This is a genomic window from Gleimia hominis (genome assembly GCF_002871945.2).
GTDB classification, from domain to species: Bacteria; Actinomycetota; Actinomycetes; order Actinomycetales; family Actinomycetaceae; genus Gleimia; species Gleimia hominis_A.
In genome coordinates, this window is record NZ_CP126963.1 from 1332346 (window position 1) to 1350988 (window position 18643).

16 protein-coding genes and 1 tRNA gene are annotated in these 18643 nt (G+C 56.0%); 10 read left to right on the plus strand and 7 right to left on the minus strand.

Features of this window, described 5'->3' with window-relative positions:
- Window positions 1–43: 43 nt before the first annotated feature.
- Window positions 44–637, minus strand: coding sequence for a LytR C-terminal domain-containing protein (locus CJ187_RS05855; RefSeq protein ID WP_102216700.1), 594 nt, complete (start codon window positions 635–637; stop codon window positions 44–46).
- Window positions 638–852: 215 nt separating this feature from the next.
- On the opposite strand from CJ187_RS05855, the gene CJ187_RS05860 reads away from it, so the two are divergent.
- From CJ187_RS05860 to CJ187_RS05885, 6 genes are all read left to right on the plus strand, one after another.
- Window positions 853–1533 carry a uracil-DNA glycosylase gene (locus tag CJ187_RS05860; RefSeq protein WP_102216701.1) on the plus strand — a complete coding sequence of 227 codons (681 nt, stop codon included), beginning with the start codon at window positions 853–855 and terminating at the stop codon, window positions 1531–1533.
- A 10-nt stretch (window positions 1534–1543) separates the two neighbouring features.
- The gene (locus tag CJ187_RS05865; protein ID WP_199171093.1) at window positions 1544–2401 is read left to right on the plus strand and encodes an SGNH/GDSL hydrolase family protein; all 858 of its coding nucleotides are present in this window, start codon (window positions 1544–1546) and stop codon (window positions 2399–2401) included.
- A gap of 144 nt (window positions 2402–2545) precedes the next feature.
- Entirely contained in the window at window positions 2546–4021 is a 1476-nt protein-coding gene (locus CJ187_RS05870; RefSeq protein WP_102216702.1) for an NAD-dependent succinate-semialdehyde dehydrogenase, read from the plus strand.
- Window positions 4022–4247: 226 nt separating this feature from the next.
- Window positions 4248–6560: an ExeM/NucH family extracellular endonuclease gene (locus tag CJ187_RS05875; RefSeq protein ID WP_102216703.1), complete on the plus strand. Its 2313-nt coding sequence runs from the start codon at window positions 4248–4250 to the stop codon at window positions 6558–6560.
- A 267-nt stretch (window positions 6561–6827) separates the two neighbouring features.
- Window positions 6828–7238: a hypothetical protein gene (locus CJ187_RS05880; RefSeq protein WP_102216704.1), complete on the plus strand. Its 411-nt coding sequence runs from the start codon at window positions 6828–6830 to the stop codon at window positions 7236–7238.
- Complete coding sequence (locus tag CJ187_RS05885) at window positions 7238–8494, plus strand: MFS transporter (RefSeq protein ID WP_146003099.1); 1257 nt, start codon at window positions 7238–7240, stop codon at window positions 8492–8494. The genes CJ187_RS05880 and CJ187_RS05885 overlap by 1 nt, the downstream gene beginning before the upstream one ends.
- Before the next feature lie 504 nt (window positions 8495–8998).
- On the opposite strand, the gene CJ187_RS05890 is transcribed toward CJ187_RS05885, so the two are convergent.
- From CJ187_RS05890 to CJ187_RS05900, 3 genes are all read right to left on the minus strand, one after another.
- Window positions 8999–9071: transfer RNA gene (locus CJ187_RS05890), tRNA-Thr, on the minus strand.
- Window positions 9072–9115: 44 nt separating this feature from the next.
- Complete coding sequence (locus CJ187_RS05895) at window positions 9116–9922, minus strand: DsbA family protein (protein ID WP_102216707.1); 807 nt, start codon at window positions 9920–9922, stop codon at window positions 9116–9118.
- Window positions 9923–10080: 158 nt separating this feature from the next.
- The gene (locus tag CJ187_RS05900) at window positions 10081–11886 is read right to left on the minus strand and encodes a serine/threonine-protein kinase (protein ID WP_158237738.1); all 1806 of its coding nucleotides are present in this window, start codon (window positions 11884–11886) and stop codon (window positions 10081–10083) included.
- A 309-nt stretch (window positions 11887–12195) separates the two neighbouring features.
- On the opposite strand from CJ187_RS05900, the gene CJ187_RS05905 reads away from it, so the two are divergent.
- The 4 genes from CJ187_RS05905 (at window position 12196) to CJ187_RS05920 (ending at window position 15737) form a co-directional block, all read left to right on the plus strand.
- Window positions 12196–13335: an ABC transporter ATP-binding protein gene (locus CJ187_RS05905; protein ID WP_102216709.1), complete on the plus strand. Its 1140-nt coding sequence runs from the start codon at window positions 12196–12198 to the stop codon at window positions 13333–13335.
- A gap of 231 nt (window positions 13336–13566) precedes the next feature.
- Window positions 13567–14187 carry a DUF47 domain-containing protein gene (locus CJ187_RS05910; protein WP_284667182.1) on the plus strand — a complete coding sequence of 207 codons (621 nt, stop codon included), beginning with the start codon at window positions 13567–13569 and terminating at the stop codon, window positions 14185–14187.
- A gap of 3 nt (window positions 14188–14190) precedes the next feature.
- Entirely contained in the window at window positions 14191–15243 is a 1053-nt protein-coding gene (locus CJ187_RS05915; protein WP_102216710.1) for an inorganic phosphate transporter, read from the plus strand.
- A gap of 29 nt (window positions 15244–15272) precedes the next feature.
- Window positions 15273–15737, plus strand: coding sequence for a septum formation family protein (locus tag CJ187_RS05920; protein ID WP_158237739.1), 465 nt, complete (start codon window positions 15273–15275; stop codon window positions 15735–15737).
- A 148-nt stretch (window positions 15738–15885) separates the two neighbouring features.
- On the opposite strand, the gene pstB is transcribed toward CJ187_RS05920, so the two are convergent.
- Genes pstB through pstC form a run of 3 tightly spaced genes read right to left on the minus strand, consistent with a single transcriptional unit; the run spans window position 15886 to window position 18643 of the window.
- Entirely contained in the window at window positions 15886–16668 is a 783-nt protein-coding gene (pstB, locus tag CJ187_RS05925; protein WP_102216712.1) for a phosphate ABC transporter ATP-binding protein PstB, read from the minus strand.
- A 53-nt stretch (window positions 16669–16721) separates the two neighbouring features.
- Window positions 16722–17705 carry a phosphate ABC transporter permease PstA gene (gene pstA / locus CJ187_RS05930; RefSeq protein ID WP_102216713.1) on the minus strand — a complete coding sequence of 328 codons (984 nt, stop codon included), beginning with the start codon at window positions 17703–17705 and terminating at the stop codon, window positions 16722–16724.
- 5 nt (window positions 17706–17710) lie between these two features.
- A complete protein-coding gene (gene pstC / locus CJ187_RS05935; RefSeq protein ID WP_102216714.1) occupies window positions 17711–18643 on the minus strand; it encodes a phosphate ABC transporter permease subunit PstC in 933 nt (310 codons plus the stop codon).

Below are 18643 nucleotides of genomic sequence, written 5' to 3' on the forward strand. Positions count from 1 at the left end.
AAGAATTGCTAACTGCGAAACCGCGTTTAGTCGCTACAGCTGCCTACCCTTGGTAGTCACCTTTGAGGATGATGATGATTCCGGCGTTTCCAACCGCACGGTCGTTGTTCTGCAGGTTAGAGATTCCCAGTACCTCACCGGCATGTTTGGCAGCTTCTTCGTAGTCTTTTCCGTAGTAAATGGTGGTCTGCTCCGTAATCCATTCGGACGCGTTACCGTTACTTACCTGGGTGAAACCGTCGTCGCTGAGTTTGCCGCTAACTTGCGCGGCGAGCCCGTTTCGCCCAGTGCCGTTCAGTACGGATACTGGGAAGTCTTTATTGATGGGTTCTTCAGAGGGTTTCTGCTCTTCGGAAGGCTCCGGAGTGGGACTGTTTTCTTCCTTGGGGCTAGTGCTCGCTTCAGGCGTGGCGGAGGCGGATTGGCTCACGGTTGGTTTCGGTGTTTCCGCTTCTTTTTTTGGCCCGGATCCAGTTACGTACCACGCTGCTGCCCACGCGAGTAGGGGCACTGCGATTACGACAATTAGGAACGGCAGAACTGTTTTCCACTGCGATGGACGCGCGCGGTGTGCACCCATGGGGACGTTCTTGCCCGCTTCGTCAAATTCATCTTCTGGATACTGATGAGCACTCATGGATTTCACACTACCGGGTTTGCCAGCTTGGAAGCTACGACGCGCCGATTTCGAAACCACGTTTGGATTGGTCGGCACAGATTATGTGGCCGGTTATGTAACAGGTCATGTGACCGGCAATGTGAGGGCAGTCGGGCGGGTAATGCAAGCTTGAGGGAATGAGCAATGTGGTTTGCGGGTGAACGCGTGAGGTGGGGAGCGGGTAGGGTTGGGTTGTGGCTAGTGTGAAACCGTTGTCTGAGTTGATCGACCCGGGTTGGGCTCGTGTTTTAGCGCCGGTTGAGCCGGTCATTCACCGGTTGGGCGATATGTTGCGTGAGGAAGTGCGTGCTGGTAACCAGTATCTTCCTGCAGGGACGGATGTGTTGCGCGCGTTCACGTATCCGTTTGAGAAGGTGAAGGTGCTGCTGGTTGGGCAGGATCCTTATCCGACGCCGGGCCATGCGATGGGCTTGTCGTTTTCTGTTAACCCGGGGGTGGCTTTGCCGCGCTCGCTGGTTAATATTTACGCGGAGTTGGAGTCGGATTTGGGGATTGCGCCGGCGAAAACTGGGGATTTAACAGCGTGGTCGCAGCAGGGCGTTTGCTTGTTGAACCGGGTGTTGACGGTGCGGGCGGGGGCGCCGGGTTCGCATCGGAATCGTGGTTGGGAGGATGTGACTGAGGTTGCTATCCGCGCTTTAGTTGCGCGTGAGCGGCCTTTGGTAGCGGTTTTGTGGGGGAATGATGCGCGTAAGTTGAAACCGTTGCTGGGTGGGGTGCCGTGTGTTGAGTCGGTGCACCCTTCTCCCCTTTCGGCGCGTCGCGGATTTTTTGAGTCCCGCCCATTTTCTAAGGTGAATGCGTTGCTTGAGGAGCAGGGCTGTGATCCGGTTGATTGGCGTTTAGAGAAGTAGGAGGGTTATTTTGAGCAATTCACCACTAGATGCGGATGCGGTTGCGTCCGGTGTGGGTCGTTGGGCTCGGTATGTGGCGATTGGGGATTCTCTTTCTGAGGGCCTGTGGGATCACTACGCTGATGGCTCGCTGCGTGGGTGGACGGATCGGTTGGCGCAGAAGCTTTCAGCTCGTCGTTTAGATGCTGGGTTGCCGGCGTTGGAGTATGCGAATTTGGCGATTCGGGGAAAGAAGATTCGCCCGATTCTTAGCGACCAGTTGCCTGAGGCGTTGCGGATGGGTGCAGACCTGGTTTCGATTACAGCGGGTGGTAATGATGTGTTGCGTCCTAAGGTTAATGTGACGGAGTTGGTTAACCGTTTGGAGCTGGCGATTGTGCGTGCACGTGAGGCAGGTGCGGACGTGTTGCTGGTTGCGAGTGCGGATCCAAAGGGTTCACCGTTGTTGGAGCTTACGCGCGGCCGGGTGGCTGCGTTTAATTGCGCGATTTGGAGTTTGGCGCGGCGGCATGGTTGCAGTGTGGTGGACATGTGGGGTTTGCGTGGTTTGAAGCGTTGGTCCGCTTGGAGTGAGGACCGTCTTCATATGAGTCCGCAGGGCCATGAGTTAGCTGCGGAGGCTGCGCTTGTTGGGCTGGGGTTGGAACCGGATGACCCTAGTTTCGATGGGCCGAGGACCCCGTCTTCTTCTAATCCGCTTTCGAATCCTGCGGCTGGGGTGTCTGGGATGGGCCCGGGGCGGCGGCCTTCGGACCGGGTTTGGTTGCGTAAGCATGCGATCCCGTGGGCGCAGCGGCATTTGAAGGGGCGTTCTTCTGGGGATGGTCGGAGCGCAAAACGCCCTGATTTAGAACAGATCTACCCGTAAGTTAACCGAGCTCACATGCTATATGCGCCGCACTGCATCCACCCCCTTTATGTGCCTCCGCTGAACCTGCCGCGCATGTCCCCTACCGCGCACGAAAAGATTCCGCGCGCTAGGTTGGAAGGGAGGAGTTGAGAGGAGCTGACCATGACGGTCAACGTTAAAGAACTAATCAATCGTGTGCCAACCGGCCTGTTAATCAATAATGAGTGGGTCGATGCGAAAAATAATGAAACTTACGAGGTGACTAATCCTGCTACCGGTGAGGTCCTTGCCGAGCTGGCTTCTGCGGGTGCAGACGATGCGCGCGCAGCCTTAGATGCCGCGTGTGAGGCGCAAACTGACTGGGCTCGCACCTCCCCGCGTGAACGCGCTGACATTTTGCGCCGCGCATTTGAGTTAGTGCATGAACGCGGTGAGGAATTCGCTGCCCTCATGACCCTAGAAATGGGGAAACCACTTTCGGAGGCGCAAGGGGAGGTTACGTACGGCGCGGAGTTTTTGCGTTGGTTCAGTGAAGAGACCACGCGTTTATACGGGCGCACGGCCACTTTGCCTGAGGGCGCGTTGCGGATGGTGACGCGGCGTAAACCCGTGGGCCCATGCTTGCTGATTACCCCGTGGAACTTCCCGCTTGCGATGGCTACCCGCAAGGTAGGGCCCGCAGTTGCCGCGGGATGCACGATGGTTTTGAAACCCGCGAAGCTAACGCCACTGACCGCCCAGTATTTTGCGCAAACTATGCTGGACGCGGGCCTGCCGAAAGGCGTGCTGAACGTAGTTTCCGGTAAAAGCGCGTCTGCGATCTCCACGCCTTTGATGGCAGACAGGCGACTGCGGAAAGTGTCATTCACCGGGTCCACTGCCGTGGGCCGCACCTTACTTAAAGCCGCTGCCGACAACGTTTTACGCACGTCCATGGAACTGGGTGGGAACGCTCCGTTCATAGTTTTTGAAGACGCGGATATTGACCAGGCTGTTGCTGGTGCGATGGGTGCGAAAATGCGTAACATCGGGGAGGCCTGCACGGCCGCGAACCGGTTCCTGATTCACGAGTCAGTCGCAGATGAGTTCACTGCGAAACTCGTGAGCGCCATCAAAGCCCTGAAGGTTGGCGACGGCATGGAAGAAGGGGTGACGTGCGGGCCACTCATCACCTCAGACGCCGTAGAAAACATGGAGGCCTTAGTGAAAGACGCGGTCGATCACGGCGGGAAAGTACTGGTAGGTGGCAGCCGAGTAGATGGTGCAGGAAACTTCTTTGAACCCACCGTGTTGCGCGGCATGGACCGGGGCGCACGCGTGTTCCAAGAGGAAATTTTTGGCCCCCTGTCCCCCATTTTCACGTTCAAAACAGAGTCAGAGGTAGTGGCTGCCGCTAACGACATGGAGTACGGTTTAGCCTCATATGTCTATACGGAAAACAGCGACCGCATGTGGCGGTTGGCGGACGCCCTGGAGTACGGGTTGATGGGCTACAACGCGGGCGTGATTTCGAACGCAGCCGCCCCATTTGGTGGGGTGAAGCAATCGGGTTTGGGCCGCGAAGGCGCAGCGGAAGGAATCGAAGAGTACACGTCCGTGCAGTACATCGGGGTGCGCGACCCCTACGCAGGCCAGTAGCACGTAAACAAGCGCGCGCCACAAATCCGCATGGAAAGGCGAAACGGCGTACTCGAAAGGTAACTAAAGGGTTCATAGGAGGTTACGTTTGCCGGTAGGTTACAGCGCGTAGGCTAGCTGCCCGTCCGTTGTGCTGACACCAACGGGCGGGTAGTTATAGCATTCTTATGTCATTAGTGCAGCCAAGAATTAACAACTTGTAGTCAACCATATTGAAAGTGTTGCCATGCATTTGCTTAGACCACTTACCGCGTTGCCACTGGCGGCGTCGCTTGTTTTTGCGTTTTACAGCCCGCTCGCCGTTGCAGCTGACCCTTCTGAAACACCCGATCCGACTTCTGAAACACTACTAATTAGTGACATTCAGACCGCTCCGAAAGATTACGAGGACAAACAGGTCACCACTAGCGGTGTCGTCACTGCCGTCTTGGAAGGCCGCGGTGGGTTCACCATTCAGATGCCCACCAGTGCGGTGCCAAGCGGATACGGGAACTCGCAGGCAGTGTTCGTCAAAGTCAGCGCCGATGGGGCAGATAAAGCAGCCGCTGTGGCAAACGTGGAGGTTGGTGACGCAGTTACGGTTACCGGGCAGGTGGATGTTCCGGGTGGCCTCACTACCCTCATGGCAAATAATGTGGAAACCACTGCAAGTGACCAAAGTAAACAGGTTAACGTCATGCAGGTGCCAGCGCCTAAAACGGATGCGGAAGCGCAGAAGCTGCAGAGCATGGCAATTGCCCCCAAGGGAAAGTTCCGGCTGGCGGATTCCTTCCCGTTAACGAGCGTTGGGCAGCTGATTTTAACGGATGGTGATAAGCCACCGGTGCAGCCCACCCAGATGGGGCGGCCTGGTTCGCAGCAGGCAAAAGCACAGGCAGAGTACAATGCGGCGCACCGCGTGGTTATTGACGATGGTAGCGATGCCGTGTTCGATTCGAATAATGACCAGGCGGAAGTGACGCCTCCTAAACACCTTCCATTCATGGCTGACGGTGCGCAAGCAGGCCCCACGTTGGGAGCCGAAGTGAGCTTCAAAACCCCCGCGATCGTCACGCGCGCCGATAAACAGTGGGTGCTCGACCCCACTGAATCAAACCCCGCGGCAGATGAGTTTGTTAGTTTCACAAAGGTTTCGGAAGCCGAGCCCGCTGACGTGGGTGGCAACTTGAAGGTAGCTACGTTCAACGTGTTGAACTACTTCACCAGCCTGGGTGTGGACGCAACTGACACGGATGGGGACGGCAAGCCTCTGTGTTGGCCCACGATGAACCAGTGGGATCAGTCGGTTCCGGTGGCTGGGAACTGGGATTGCCCACGTCGGGGCGCGTGGGACAAAGCGGGGTTGAAACGTCAGGAAGACAAGATTGTGGCAGCGATCAACACGCTCGGCCGCCAGGGCGCAGCAGTGATTGCGCTACAAGAGATAGAGAACGACCCGCTTTTTCAAGACAACCCCAACCAGAGCCTCAAGCAGCTGGTGAATGCGCTTAACAAGGCGGATTCGGCCCAGGGGTGGAACTACGTGCCCACCCCGAAGGAAACCCCGAAATACGGGGCGAAAGATATGATTCGCCAGGCGTTCATTTACAAGCCTGCGCAAGTGAGTTTAGTTGGGAAAGCGAAGTATCTAGATGACGCGGCGTACCAGTCGGCTGCGGATGCGCGCGCTCCGATTGCTCAGGTTTTTGAGCATAAGGTGACGAAACGGCGGGTACTGGTGATTAATAACCACCTCACGTACAAGGGTGGAACCGTTGTGGGGGAAGACAATAAGAACCCCGGTGACACGCAGGGCCCGGCGTACGATACGGGTCGTAATAACGGGGACCGCACGCGTCAAGCGAAGGCACTGGCCGGGTTTGCGCAGCGGGAGCAGGCGAGTTCTAAAGCCGATTTCACGCTGCTGGTTGGTGACTTTAACGCGTATTCTGGGGAGGATCCCATCCAGGTCCTTAAAGACTCCGGGTATGCGGATCTGATGAACACTGCTGAACATGCTTCGAAGCGTTCGATGACTGATTGGGCGGAGTACACGTATTCGTATGGCGGCATGCTCGGTTCGCTAGACCACATTATGGTTTCGAAAACCGGGATGGATTTCTATGCTGGCCACGATATTTGGACTGCGAACGCGTATGAGAGTCAGGCGCGCGAATACTCGCGGTACATGGCAACCGGCACGGACTACTACCGGCCGAATGTTTTCCGTGCGTCGGACCACAACAGTGCGATCATTGGTTTCAACCTGAGTAAGAAGGCGGCTGCGGGGAATACGGATGCCCCTAGCACAGGTAACCCAGATAAACCAGGTTCGCAGGATCCTAACCAGCCCGGTTCTACTGGCCAGTCTGGTTCCGGGAGCCAGTCTGGTAATAAGCCTGAGGGCGGAAATGCGTCTGGAAACCATGCGGGTGGCCACGCGAACAATGGCAGGCAGATAGCGAAGACCGGTACGGACGTGGCAGCTGCGATTGCGCTAAGTCTGCTAACTGTAGTTGCTGGCGTTGGGCTCTACGTTTTGAAACGCCGCAAGCACTAAGTGAATCATGGTAAAGCATCTTTTCAGTTAAAAATTAAGCAAAGTCTTGACAGCACACAAATACAGTGATTACGCTTACAGAATCCAAAAAGAATAGGATAAAGGAGTGAGCCATGCGTGGTGGAATTAATCCGAAACCGCTTCCTCCGATAGTGTAAACCAACGCAATAACTACCAGGAAATGTCCATGGCTCTCCTTCATAAGAAAGGATAGCTATGGACATTTTCGATTAATATGTAAAAGTATCAGCACAGTACTGTGCCAATTTGTTTACCACCGCTAAATTATTTTTTGAGGTAAATGTTTGCGTAGAACAGGGTGTTTTAGATGAAGTTAACTTGCGCAGGCACAATGGTTCATTTCATACTACGGTTCAGATGATGGTTGAATCTGCACAGAATACGGTTGAGTGCTTCAACCGTTATACAACAGTTCATCGTAATTACCCAGCGCCGCTCAAAAATATCGATTCACAGACACAAGCTGAAACGCTAGCCTCCTTATCTCATGAGCTCCAGCGCATGAAACACCTACTAAGCACCATTAATTTAACTAAAGACATACAGCAACAAATTTGGGCAAACGATAATTTCACCGACTCGTTTACACGGGCGGCGCTACTGATATGCCAAGCAATACAGTGGCAGGTGGCTTTTGCGCGGGAAACGAATTTGTGATGACACGTTCTTCTCAGTCTAAGAATCCATTTCAGCGCAACTCATACCGGTATTGGTTCGGGGCCGAAACCCTACTGGCCGTCAGTGAAAGTGCCACGCTGGCAGTAACACTACTTCTCATTGACATCACTGGAAGTGTTGGTGCCGCTGGGCGGATTGCAAGCTTTCTAGCTATTATCGAACTAATTGCCACACTGGTAGGCGGAGCGCTAGGCGATCTTATCTCGCGCCGAACGCTCATCACAACTACTGTGCGAGTGGGAGTGGTGACGAATGTTTCTCTGTGCGCGCTAGCATTTTTCTCTTCTCAACTAGAAAAGAATCAGCTAGCAATATACGCCACAGTGTTTTTTCTTACCGTCTCATCCGTTTGCATTGCCATGACCGGCCCTGCTCTTGACGGGTCCTTAAAAGAACTAATTACAGCCGCAGAATTTCCACGCGCAATGAGTGCCGCACAGGCACGAAGCTCCTCTATTTCCATTGCTTCAGCACCGACCACCGGATTGATATACGGCATTAACCACTCGATTCCATTCGCGCTGCGAGCGGTGTGCGAAGCATTATTTTTACCACTCCTACGCCGCATCCCTGACGGCCTCGGACCCAACTCGCGTCCTCCACGACTCAAGGTGAGATCAGTTTGCATGAAGTTGTTTACCTCTTACCACGCAGGACTGGCCTACCTACTGCGCGATCGCCTTTTGAGAGTGATCGTATTATGCACCCCCCTTGTGAACGTAATGGTTTTTACAGGCACCGCTTGGGCCACATACTATCTTCGAGCTGAAGGACACTCACCTTTTCACATTGGTCTAGTCTCCGCTTCCTTTGCGTTCGGCCTTGTAGCGGGCAGTGCCCTTGCCCCCTACTTAACTGACCATGTTCCTTCGGGCTGGCTTGCAATTGGAGGGTTGACCTGGCTGGCGTGCTGGTTCGCTGCACTTTTCACTGCTCATGGGAATTTACTCTTGATGTCTGTCTTTGCAGCCGTCGCAATGTTGTTTTCACCCGCTTTAAACGGCGCACTTTTCGGCCACGTTTTCTCTCGTACCGAATCCGGTTTTCAGGGACGAATATTCGCCATTTTTTCACTTGCAAGCGGCCTCGCTGCCGTGGTTGCTCCACTGCTCGCCGCGTTCGCCGTGGAACGCGCCATTATCGGACCCCTCGTAGCAATCGTATGTGCACTATCCGCAACCGGGATTCTACTCTTACTTGCTACCCCAGAGGTTCGCCGCCTCCCTACTCTTTAATACCTAGTAGTTTTTAATACCTAGTAGTTTTATGCCCCATCGGCTTCTGTTTCGTAAGAGCGCTCCTTCAAGTGGATACCCATATCCTATTCTTAATACGCCTGCACAAAGATCGTCCGTCATCCATGCAGTTTTGGAATGACTACCGCAAGTAGAACAGCACCGCAGGCGATAAAACTAAGAAACCACAGAGGATTGGTGAATGCGCAAGCTAAGGTAAGCATTCCCAGTCCGCCTAAAACGCCTACAGCTACTACTTCACCTGGAGAGAGGTTGTACTTTCTACGCATCTTTCCGCCTCTCAGAGTCATAAACGACGGTAAAACTAGTAATTGGATTATACCTAATCAATAAGCACCGTTATGGTCTTAAAAGTTCTGGATAGTCTGTGCTGCGCCCCCACCTATCGAACGCAATCTACCTGATATCGAACCGCGCCCCAGTTCGCCAATGACCGTTTCTATTGCGGCGCAGTGGACGACGTTACCTTCAGTTGTTTCTGAGAGCCACCTAGGAGACTCGAACTCCTGACCGTCCGCTTACAAGGCGGATGCTCTACCAACTGAGCTAAGGTGGCGCGACCTCAAGTTTGCCATGAATGAGGTCCATTTGTCACATGAGTTATTTCTGCGCCGCTTTTATGCCCTCAAGAAGATTTTTCGTAACCTCCTCAGCGGACTCACCTTTCAACTCAATCAGCTTGTCATTTGAAATGAACTGCGGCGTGTACTTCTCAGTTGAACCATCAACTTTGCGGGAAATCCACTTGTCCGTATTCGCCTTCAACTGCGCCTTCATGTCCGACGCTTTGAACTTACTGATCGTCGCGTCAGATATCCCCACTGACTTTGCGATCTGCGCGATCTTGTCGGCCGACTTCTGCGCAGACTCCTGGATCACGGACCCGTCTTTCGCATCAAACTGCGACTTAAAATACGCCATCACCGCCGCGTGAAAATCCATGTACTTATCCGGCTGCTGCTGCCACACCACGTACGCCGCATCTGCCGCCTCTTGGTGGTACACCATGTCCACCGTGTTCACCGGCGTGATCTTGAGGTTAAACTCACCATTCTTAACAGCTTTAGTTAGGGTATCGCCCAGTATCGCAGTCGTGTCCGCACACGCGTGACACGAATAATCCATGTACTCCTCTAAAGTCGGCACCCCAGACTTAGGTTTCCCAGACCCATTCGCACTGATGATGAACGAACCGTCAGCACTGGCCGCTGCCGCACCTTCACCCGCCGAATCTGCGGAACGAGACTTGTAAACAACCACGCCCACCGCTGCAACCACCGCCAGCACGAGCAGTACCACAACCGTGATGATCACGTTACGTGTACGACGTTCCCGCGCCTGGGCTTGCTCCCGCATCTTCCGAGCTTTCTGCGCGCTCGCGCTACCAGCTCCCTTTGAGGCTGCCATAACTCCTCCAAAAATCCTAACTAATGCAACGTATACATCTTAAATAACGGCGGGCACACGCGCCCAACGCGTCTAAAACCCAACCCGCCTCGCGAATCTGCCTGTTGAGTGCACCTACCAACCTTTGTCCACCTTGCGAACCTACCTACTGTGCGCACCTACCAACCTATAACCCCTGTGACCATGCCAACCGTTAGCACGCACACGCCACACAGGATTATCCCAAAGAACAACCTCAGCGCCCCAGAAGGCATCGCAGCCGAAATGGTGGCCCGCTCCCCTTCACGCAGATGCCAACCACCAGCACCCATGTGACAGAGCAGAACAATCACGACCACACTCACCCAAAGCAAGGCGGGCACTACCTGCACGTCTTGCCACGCTGACAACCACCCGCGCTGCCCCGGACTACCTTGCAGCATTAACAGAAACGGGGTGTTCACCAGGTCTAACCGCCGTGACATCGCCCAAATCGACCAGGCCGCGCCAGCCAGCACCCCACCGATCAACGCGTTAATGCCCACGGCAAACACAGACTTGAGCGCATACGGCACTGCCCTAAGTGCCGCGAGCGCATTATCTCCCTTCTGCTTAGATCCCACGCGGGTGCGGCGCCGTTCCCGCCACGTGCGCGCGTTCCCAACTGCCTCAAGAACCACCAGCAATACCAGTAGCCAGATCGCCCCCGGCATCCCAAACCACACCGGCAGCAGGCACGCCAACCCCATCAGCCCAGCGGAAAACAGGTTCGCCCGCCCCGGTGCTCGATACTGGTACACCGACGGGAACGCCCACTGCGGCACACTTGCCTCACCTACTTGACCCACCTGAGGTCCTGGCACTCCCCCCGCTGCCAACTGCTGCGGCGCAGGTGGCTGCCCCCGACCAGCGATTGGGCTTGCCGGCGGATCTTCCGGTGAGGCTTTCGGCGCGTAATCCTCATAACCTGCCACTGCATGCCCCTGGTTCGGCGCGTAAACTCGGGTGGCATCGTTTCCTGAATCTGCTTCCGGATCATAAATCCGGGTGGCTGCGCCCTCAGAGACCGATTCTGGATCGTAAGCACGCGTGGCACTGTCCGAACCAACGTCCGGTTCAAAAGCCTGCGTTGCCTGCGCCTGGGGATCCGCCTCATCTGCATCCGAGTATGCCTCGACCTCAATGGCATCAAACTCCCGCAACTGCGCTAAAAACTCACCGTAGTCCAGACGGTTCTCGCGCGGTCCCAACGCCCGACGCAACACCCGCGCCAGCGGTGGGAAAACCCCCCGCGTATCCGGCCGGCCCGTCGCGATCCGACCGAGCACCACCTCCATCTTCCCCGTCCCAAACGGCTGCCGCCCCGTCAACGAAAACAACACGATCGCAGCCGCACCCCACCAATCCGTGACCTCATCATCATCCGCGCCCTGCAGAACCTCAGGCGCCACCCAACCCGGGGTACCCGTAACTAAACCCGTCGACGTAAGCCGCTCATCCCCAGCCGCCCTCGAAATCCCAAAATCAATCAGCACCGGCCCCTCCGGCCCCAACATCACATTCGAAGGCTTCAAATCCCGATGAATCACCCCCGCCGCATGCACCTGCCGCAGAACCTCAGCCAAACTAAAAGCCAAATCAACCGCATCATCGTAATAAAACGGGCCGCGCTGGTGCACCTCATCGCGCAAAGACAAACCATCAACCAGCTCCGTAACCACAAACGGCTGCTGGCCCTCCGTCTCCAAATCCACCACGTGCGCCACCGCTGCGGAACGCACCCGATTCAACGTCTGTGCCTCCCGCGCCAAACGCACCCGCGCCACCTGATCCGACGCCACCGCGGGATGCAACAACTTCAACGCATACCGGGCACCCGCCTCATCCACGGCCTCCCACACAACCGCAGCGCCACCACTACCCAACGGGCGCACAAGACGATAACCCCCCAAACGGGTCGCCGGACGCTGAACGGAATCACTCACACCCCAAATACTACTAACCACAGCCGGGAAGAAGCTGAAAGCCACATCTAACCCACAACCACGTGTTTCCCCCCCAAGCCGGCACAAAACCAAACTTCCCAAAAGCTGAACAAACACGCTCAATACCCGTGTCCGCACGCCCAGAGCATGGTAATCTATGAGAGGTTTCTACGGCTAACAAACTCTTGATGCGACGCCGACGTGAAGCAACAAGGGAGTGTGAGCACGTGGGGATTGTGACAGCGAAGCCGCTGCCACTCCACAACGGATCGTTTGGCACGTACCTGCCGATGGAGGAAGAAACTAAATATGGCATCTGTAACTTTTGAAGGGGCAACCCGTATCTACCCGGGGTCAGAAACCCCCGCAGTGGACAACCTGAACCTAGACATCGCCGACGGCGAATTCCTAGTGCTCGTAGGCCCCTCGGGCTGCGGTAAATCCACGTCACTGCGCATGCTAGCCGGACTCGAAGAAGTCAACGCCGGCACCATTTCAATCGGAGGTCGCGACGTCACCGACGTTCCCCCCAAAGACCGCGACATCGCAATGGTCTTCCAAAACTACGCGCTCTACCCCCACATGACCGTGCGGGACAACATGGGATTCGCCCTCAAAATCGCGGGCACACCCAAAGACGAAATCAACCGTCGCGTAGAAGAAGCCGCACAAATCCTCGACCTAACCGAATACCTGGACCGCAAACCAAAAGCACTGTCCGGTGGGCAACGCCAACGCGTCGCCATGGGCCGCGCAATCGTGCGGAAACCACGCGTATTCCTCATGGACGAACCACTGTCTAACCTCGACGCCAAACTACGTGTACAAACCCGTACCCAAATCGCGTCCCTACAACGGTCCCTCGGCGTCACCACCGTGTACGTCACCCACGACCAGACAGAAGCCCTCACCATGGGCGACCGCATCGCCGTACTCAAAGACGGGATCCTCCAACAAGTAGGTACCCCCCGCGAAATGTACGACCGTCCAGCAAACGAATTCGTCGCCGGATTCATCGGCTCACCAGCCATGAACCTCGGCACGTTCAAAGTAGCCGACGACGGCTACGCCACTCTCGGTGAAGCCCGCGTCCCCCTCTCCCAAGAAACACGCGACGCCATCACCGAAGCAGACGGCGGACAAATCGTCATCGGATTCCGCCCCGAATCCCTCGAAGTAGTAGAAGAGGGCACCGACGGCGCCATCCCCGTAGAAGTAGAACTCGTCGAAGAACTCGGCTCCGACGCCTACATCTACGGACACCTCGTAGGCGGCGGCGACCTCGGCTCCGGAACCGACGCGAACCCAGATGACGACACCACCGACCAAATCATCATCCGAACCGCACCCCACACCTCACCCGACAAAGGGTCCGTAGTGAACGTGCGCATTAAGAAAGGTGGGCAACACAACTTCAGCCACGCAACCGGTGAACGCCTCCCCGACTAAAACCACACGTCGGGCATGCATCACACGTAGGCCAAAGGCCATGCGTGCAAGAAGCACAATTAGATAAGGTAATACCGCACGGAAGCGGGCTTCCAACGCAAACTGGAAGCCCGCTTCACCATGTCAACACGGCACACGCCCACAAACCAAAAAAGCTTCCGATTAGGTATCCACCAAAAGTGGTCTAACCTGGAAGGGCCTGTGCACAAACTAAGACTAGGGAGTTAGGAAATGCGATTTTCCAAGTCCGACGGCAGCAACGTGTTTTTCGACCTGCTAACCACCCAAGCTAACCACTTGGTACGTGGCGCCCAACTACTGGCACGCATCCACGGGGCAAGAAACGAAGACCGCTTCAACCTCCGCGACGAACTACACGAAGTAGAACACCTCTGCGACGAAGCCCTCCACGAACTCTCCTCCAAAATCAACCAAACCTTCGTCACCCCGTTCGACCGCGACGATCTAACCTTCCTAGCTGGAAAACTAGACGACTGCATGGACTTCATGGACGAAGCCGGAGACCTCATCGTCCTGTACAAAGTCGGCGACCTCCCCCGCGGAGTCGTGGAACAACTAAACGTAATCCAACGCTGCGCAGACCTCACCGCACAAGCCATGCCGAAACTAAAAAGCCTCGGCGGACTCCGCGACTACTGGATCGAAATCAACCGCCTCGAAAACGAAGGCGACAAAGCCTACCGGCGGGTCCTCTCCGAAGTATTCGACACCTACGAAAACGCCATCGAAGTGATCAAAGTCAAAGACATCGTCGAAGCACTCGAAAAAGCGTGTGACAGCTTCGAAGGTTTAGCAAACGGCATCGAAACCATCGCGATTAAGGAGTCCTAAAGCGTGGAGCTCACACTATTCCTAGTGCTCCTAGTGATCACCATATCGCTAGCATTCGATTTCACTAACGGCTTCCACGACGCCGCCAACGCGATCGCCACCTCCGTTTCCACCCGCGCCCTAACCCCGCGGGCCGCCCTAACCTTAGCGGCCGTCATGAACTTCGCGGGCGCACTGATGGGCACCGCGGTCGCGAAAACCATTGGGCAAGGCATAATCGACGTCGCCCCATTCACCGACTCCGCGGACAACCAGTTGAAACTTCACGGGCTCGCCATCATCCTCGCGGCCCTAGTGGGTGCCATCACCTGGAACCTCATCACCTGGTGGCTTGGGCTCCCGTCCTCTTCCTCACACGCCCTCATCGGCGGCCTCGTTGGAGCCGGGTTAGCGTCCGCCACTCCCGTGCAATGGTGGGGCGTAACCACCCACGTGATCATCCCCATGTTCGCATCCCCACTGATCGGTTTCGTCCTCGCGTACATTCTGATGAAGTTCACGTTAGCGCTGGTCAAATCCCTTCCCTACCATCGCACAATGCGGCGTTTCCGCTACGCACAAACCGTTTCCGCCGCCCTCATGGCACTTGGCCACGGCCTGCAAGACGCGCAGAAAACCATGGGCATTATCGTCATGGCCCTGCTCGCAGGTGGGTACGGGCACACGCACAACATCTTGGTGAACGGTGAGCTGCAAATCCCCCTTTGGGTCAAGCTCGCGGCCGCAACCGCGATCACGGCCGGCACCTACTCTGGTGGTTGGCGGATTATGCGCACCCTGGGTCGGAAAGTTATTGAGCTAGACCCCGCGCACGGATTCATTGCCGAAACAGTATCCGCTGGCGTGCTGTACTCCGCGGCGTACGTGTTCCACGCTCCCATTTCCACGACCCACACGATCACTTCAGCGATCATGGGGGTTGGCGCCACCAAACGCCTCTCCGCAGTCCGCTGGGGCGTGGCCGGCAACATCGTGACCGCGTGGTTCCTCACGCTTCCCGCTGCCGCGTTCGTGTCGTTCATCCTTTACATGGTGCTGCACATGTTCTTGCCGTGATCTTAGTGTGAGGGAATCTTCTTCTGACTGTGAGTGATATTTTGAAATCTTCATTTTTTCTTCGCGTCACCGGCGTTGCCGCAGCGTTAGTTGTGTCTACGCTCGGGTGCGCTGCGTGTTCCACGGTGGCAGTGGATTTGAATGTGGGTGAGTGCATTAAACTTCCCAGTGATGCGGATTTGGATAATGGTTTTGAGGTGTCTTCCGTGTCCACCACTGCCTGCAGTAAGTCACATGATGGTGAGGTTGTGGGCATGAAGACAATTCGAGGCGAGTCTTACCCGGGGCAAGATGAGTTGTACGCGCAAGCGAAAACGTTTTGCCGGTCTGCGTTTAAAGACTACACAGGTGAGGATTTAGATTCTTCCCCATTAGAGGTGTTTCCCCTACTGCCCACTAAGGACAGTTGGTCGCATTCACAAGATCGGGCGCTGGTGTGCGTTGCGGTTAGTCGTGATGATCCGCTGCATAAGTCCCTCAAGAAAAATACCTGAGGTACCTGCGAAGCCCTGACACGGACTCTTGCCCACGGACTCTTGCCGGCCGTAACCCCGGTGTTTATCGGCTACGCCAACTATGCGCGGTAACCCGAATGTATCTGGGGTTACCCCAGCTTTACAAGGCGATCTAAGGTTTTTTGGATTATCCGAATCGACCGGCGATGTAGTCCGCAGTTGTGGACTCGTGGGGGTTGTTGAAGATCACTTCCGTATCGTCAGTTTCCACGAGGGTCCCGGGTTGCCCTACCGCTTCCAGGTTGAAGAACGCGGTGCGTTGCGAAATCCGCGCTGCTTGCTGCATGTTGTGCGTGACGATCACGATGGTGTACCGGTCTTTCAGCTCCATCATGAGTTCTTCAATGGCGCCTGTAGAGATCGGGTCGAGCGCGGACGCGGGTTCGTCCATGAGCAAAACGTTTGGTTCCACCGCGATCGCACGGGCGATGCATAGACGCTGCTGCTGCCCACCGGACAGGGACGCACCTGGTTTATCTAACCGGTCTTTTACCTCGTCCCACAAGTTTGAGCGTTTCAAAGATTTTTCAACAATCTGTTCTTGCTCTTCGCGTCCCATGCGGATTGAGTTCAGCCGCACGCCCGCGAGCACGTTCTGGCGGATGCTCATGGTTGGGAACGGGTTGGGCCGTTGGAATACCATTCCGATTTCGCGCCGCACGTGCACTGGGTCGACGTCGGAGTCGTACGCGTTTTTACCACCTACCCGCACTTCCCCTTCTACGCGTGCCCCTGGGATCACTTCGTGCATCCGGTTTAGGGTGCGCAGGAACGTGGATTTTCCGCAGCCTGAGGGGCCGATGAGCGCGGTGATGGCGCGTTCCGGAATCGTCATATTCACGTTTTTAACTGCGAGGAAGTCGCCGTAGTAAATATTTAGATTCTCAACATCTATCTGGTACTTGTTCACAACAATCCTTTGTTTTCTTTGAGGGCTGATCCGCCGGTGTGCAGACGAGTTTTTCAGCGCATGTTGTGGGAGAACAGGCTTGAGATTATGCGTGCACCAATGTTCAGGATCATCACGATGATGATGAGCACAAGGGCTGCGGCCCAGGCGCGTTCAAAGTTGATTGTGGGAACGCAGTTCTCTACCCCACCGCATGGTGCTAGGCCCTGTGAGTATTGTCGGTACACGTACACGGGCAGGGTCATGAGCCTACCTTCGAATGGGTTGAAGTTAATGGAATGCAAAACTCCAACCGTCATCAGTAGTGGCGCGGTTTCACCAATGACACGGGCAATCGCCAGCATGATTGAGGTGGTGAGGCCCGGAGCTGCGGTACGCAGAACTACTTTTGCGATTGTGCGCCAGTGCGGCACCCCGAGAGCGTATGAGGCTTCGCGCAACTCCATGGGAACTAGCATCAGCATTTCTTGGGAGGAACGCACCACCGTTGGGATCATGAGTACCACGAGGGCCACCGCACCCATGATGCCGGCGCGGTAGGCGGGGGAAACGAACGTGGCGAACAGGGCAGCTGCGAACAGGCCAGCGACGATTGAGGGGATGCCCGTCATTACGTCCACGAGGAAGTTTGTGACGCGGGCGAACCGGGTGCCGCGCGCGTATTCCACGAGGTAGATCGCGCATCCCAGTCCGATGGGTACTGAGATGAGAGTGGCCAGGCCAGTAACTAGCACGGTACCGACGATTGCGTGGTAGATACCCCCGGCGTTCATACCGCCGTAAACGCCCGCCATGGATACGGACAGGAAGTACGGGCTGAGCCGCGCGTACCCTTGCATCACCACGGTGGTTAGCAGTGAGATTAGTGGGATTACGGCTAGTGCGAATGATACGCATACTACTACGGCGGCGATTTTGTTCACGAGGTGCCGGCGCATGTCGTGCGCCGGGTTGCGTGATTCAAAAGGATTCGACGACCGTGCTTTCACGGACGTCAATGACGTTCGCCGCACGTTCGGAATACGAATCGTTGTCATAAACCTTAGTTTCCCATCGCTATGTTTTGTCGGTTAACGATCCACCGCGCTCCCGCGTTCACAATCATGGTGATTGCGAACAGGGCCAGGCCGGTTGCAACCAATGCTGCGGTTGTGATCCCGGTTGATTCTGGGAACTGGAGGGCGATGTTCGCTGCAATCGTTGAGTGTTTACCTGCTTGAAGCAGGTTGAAAGAGTAGCTGGAGCCTACGGACAGGACCATTACGACCGCCATGGTTTCGCCAAGTGCTCGCCCTAGGCCAAGCATGGAGGCTGAGGCGATGCCGGATGCTCCCCAGGGGAGTACGGCCATGCGGATCATTTCCCACTTTGTTGCGCCGAGGGCAAGTGCCGCTTCTTCGTTCAACGTGGGAGTCTGCAGGAAGACTTCGCGGGCTACCGCGGTGATAATCGGCAGGATCATGACCGCCAGGATGATCGTTGCGGATGCCATTACCCGCCCGGTTGGGGACACGGGTGGGGCGAACAGTGGGATCCAACCGAAGTAGTCGGATAGCCATTCGTAGAACGGTACGAGCCGTGGAACCAGCCACATCGCACCCCATAGGCCGTAAACGACCGATGGAATTGCTGCGAGCAAGTCCACCAGGTATCCCAACACGTTTGCGAGCTTACGGGGTGCGTAGTGGCTGATGAATAGGGCAATCCCTACAGACACAGGAACGGCAATAACCATTGCTCCCAGGGCGGCGATTACCGTGCCAAAGATCTGCGGTGCAGTGAATCGCCACAGGGACACGGTGTCTGCACTCCCCATAGTGCGTAGGCCCGCGTTGGGGTGCGTCAGTGCCGGCCACGCCTGAATAACCAGGAATGCTGCGACTGCCGCGAGCGTCACAGCGATTAGTGTGGCGCTTGTTTTACTGCCGAGCCGGAAAACGCGGTTTCCGGTTGTGCCTGAAGATATTGCAGTCAT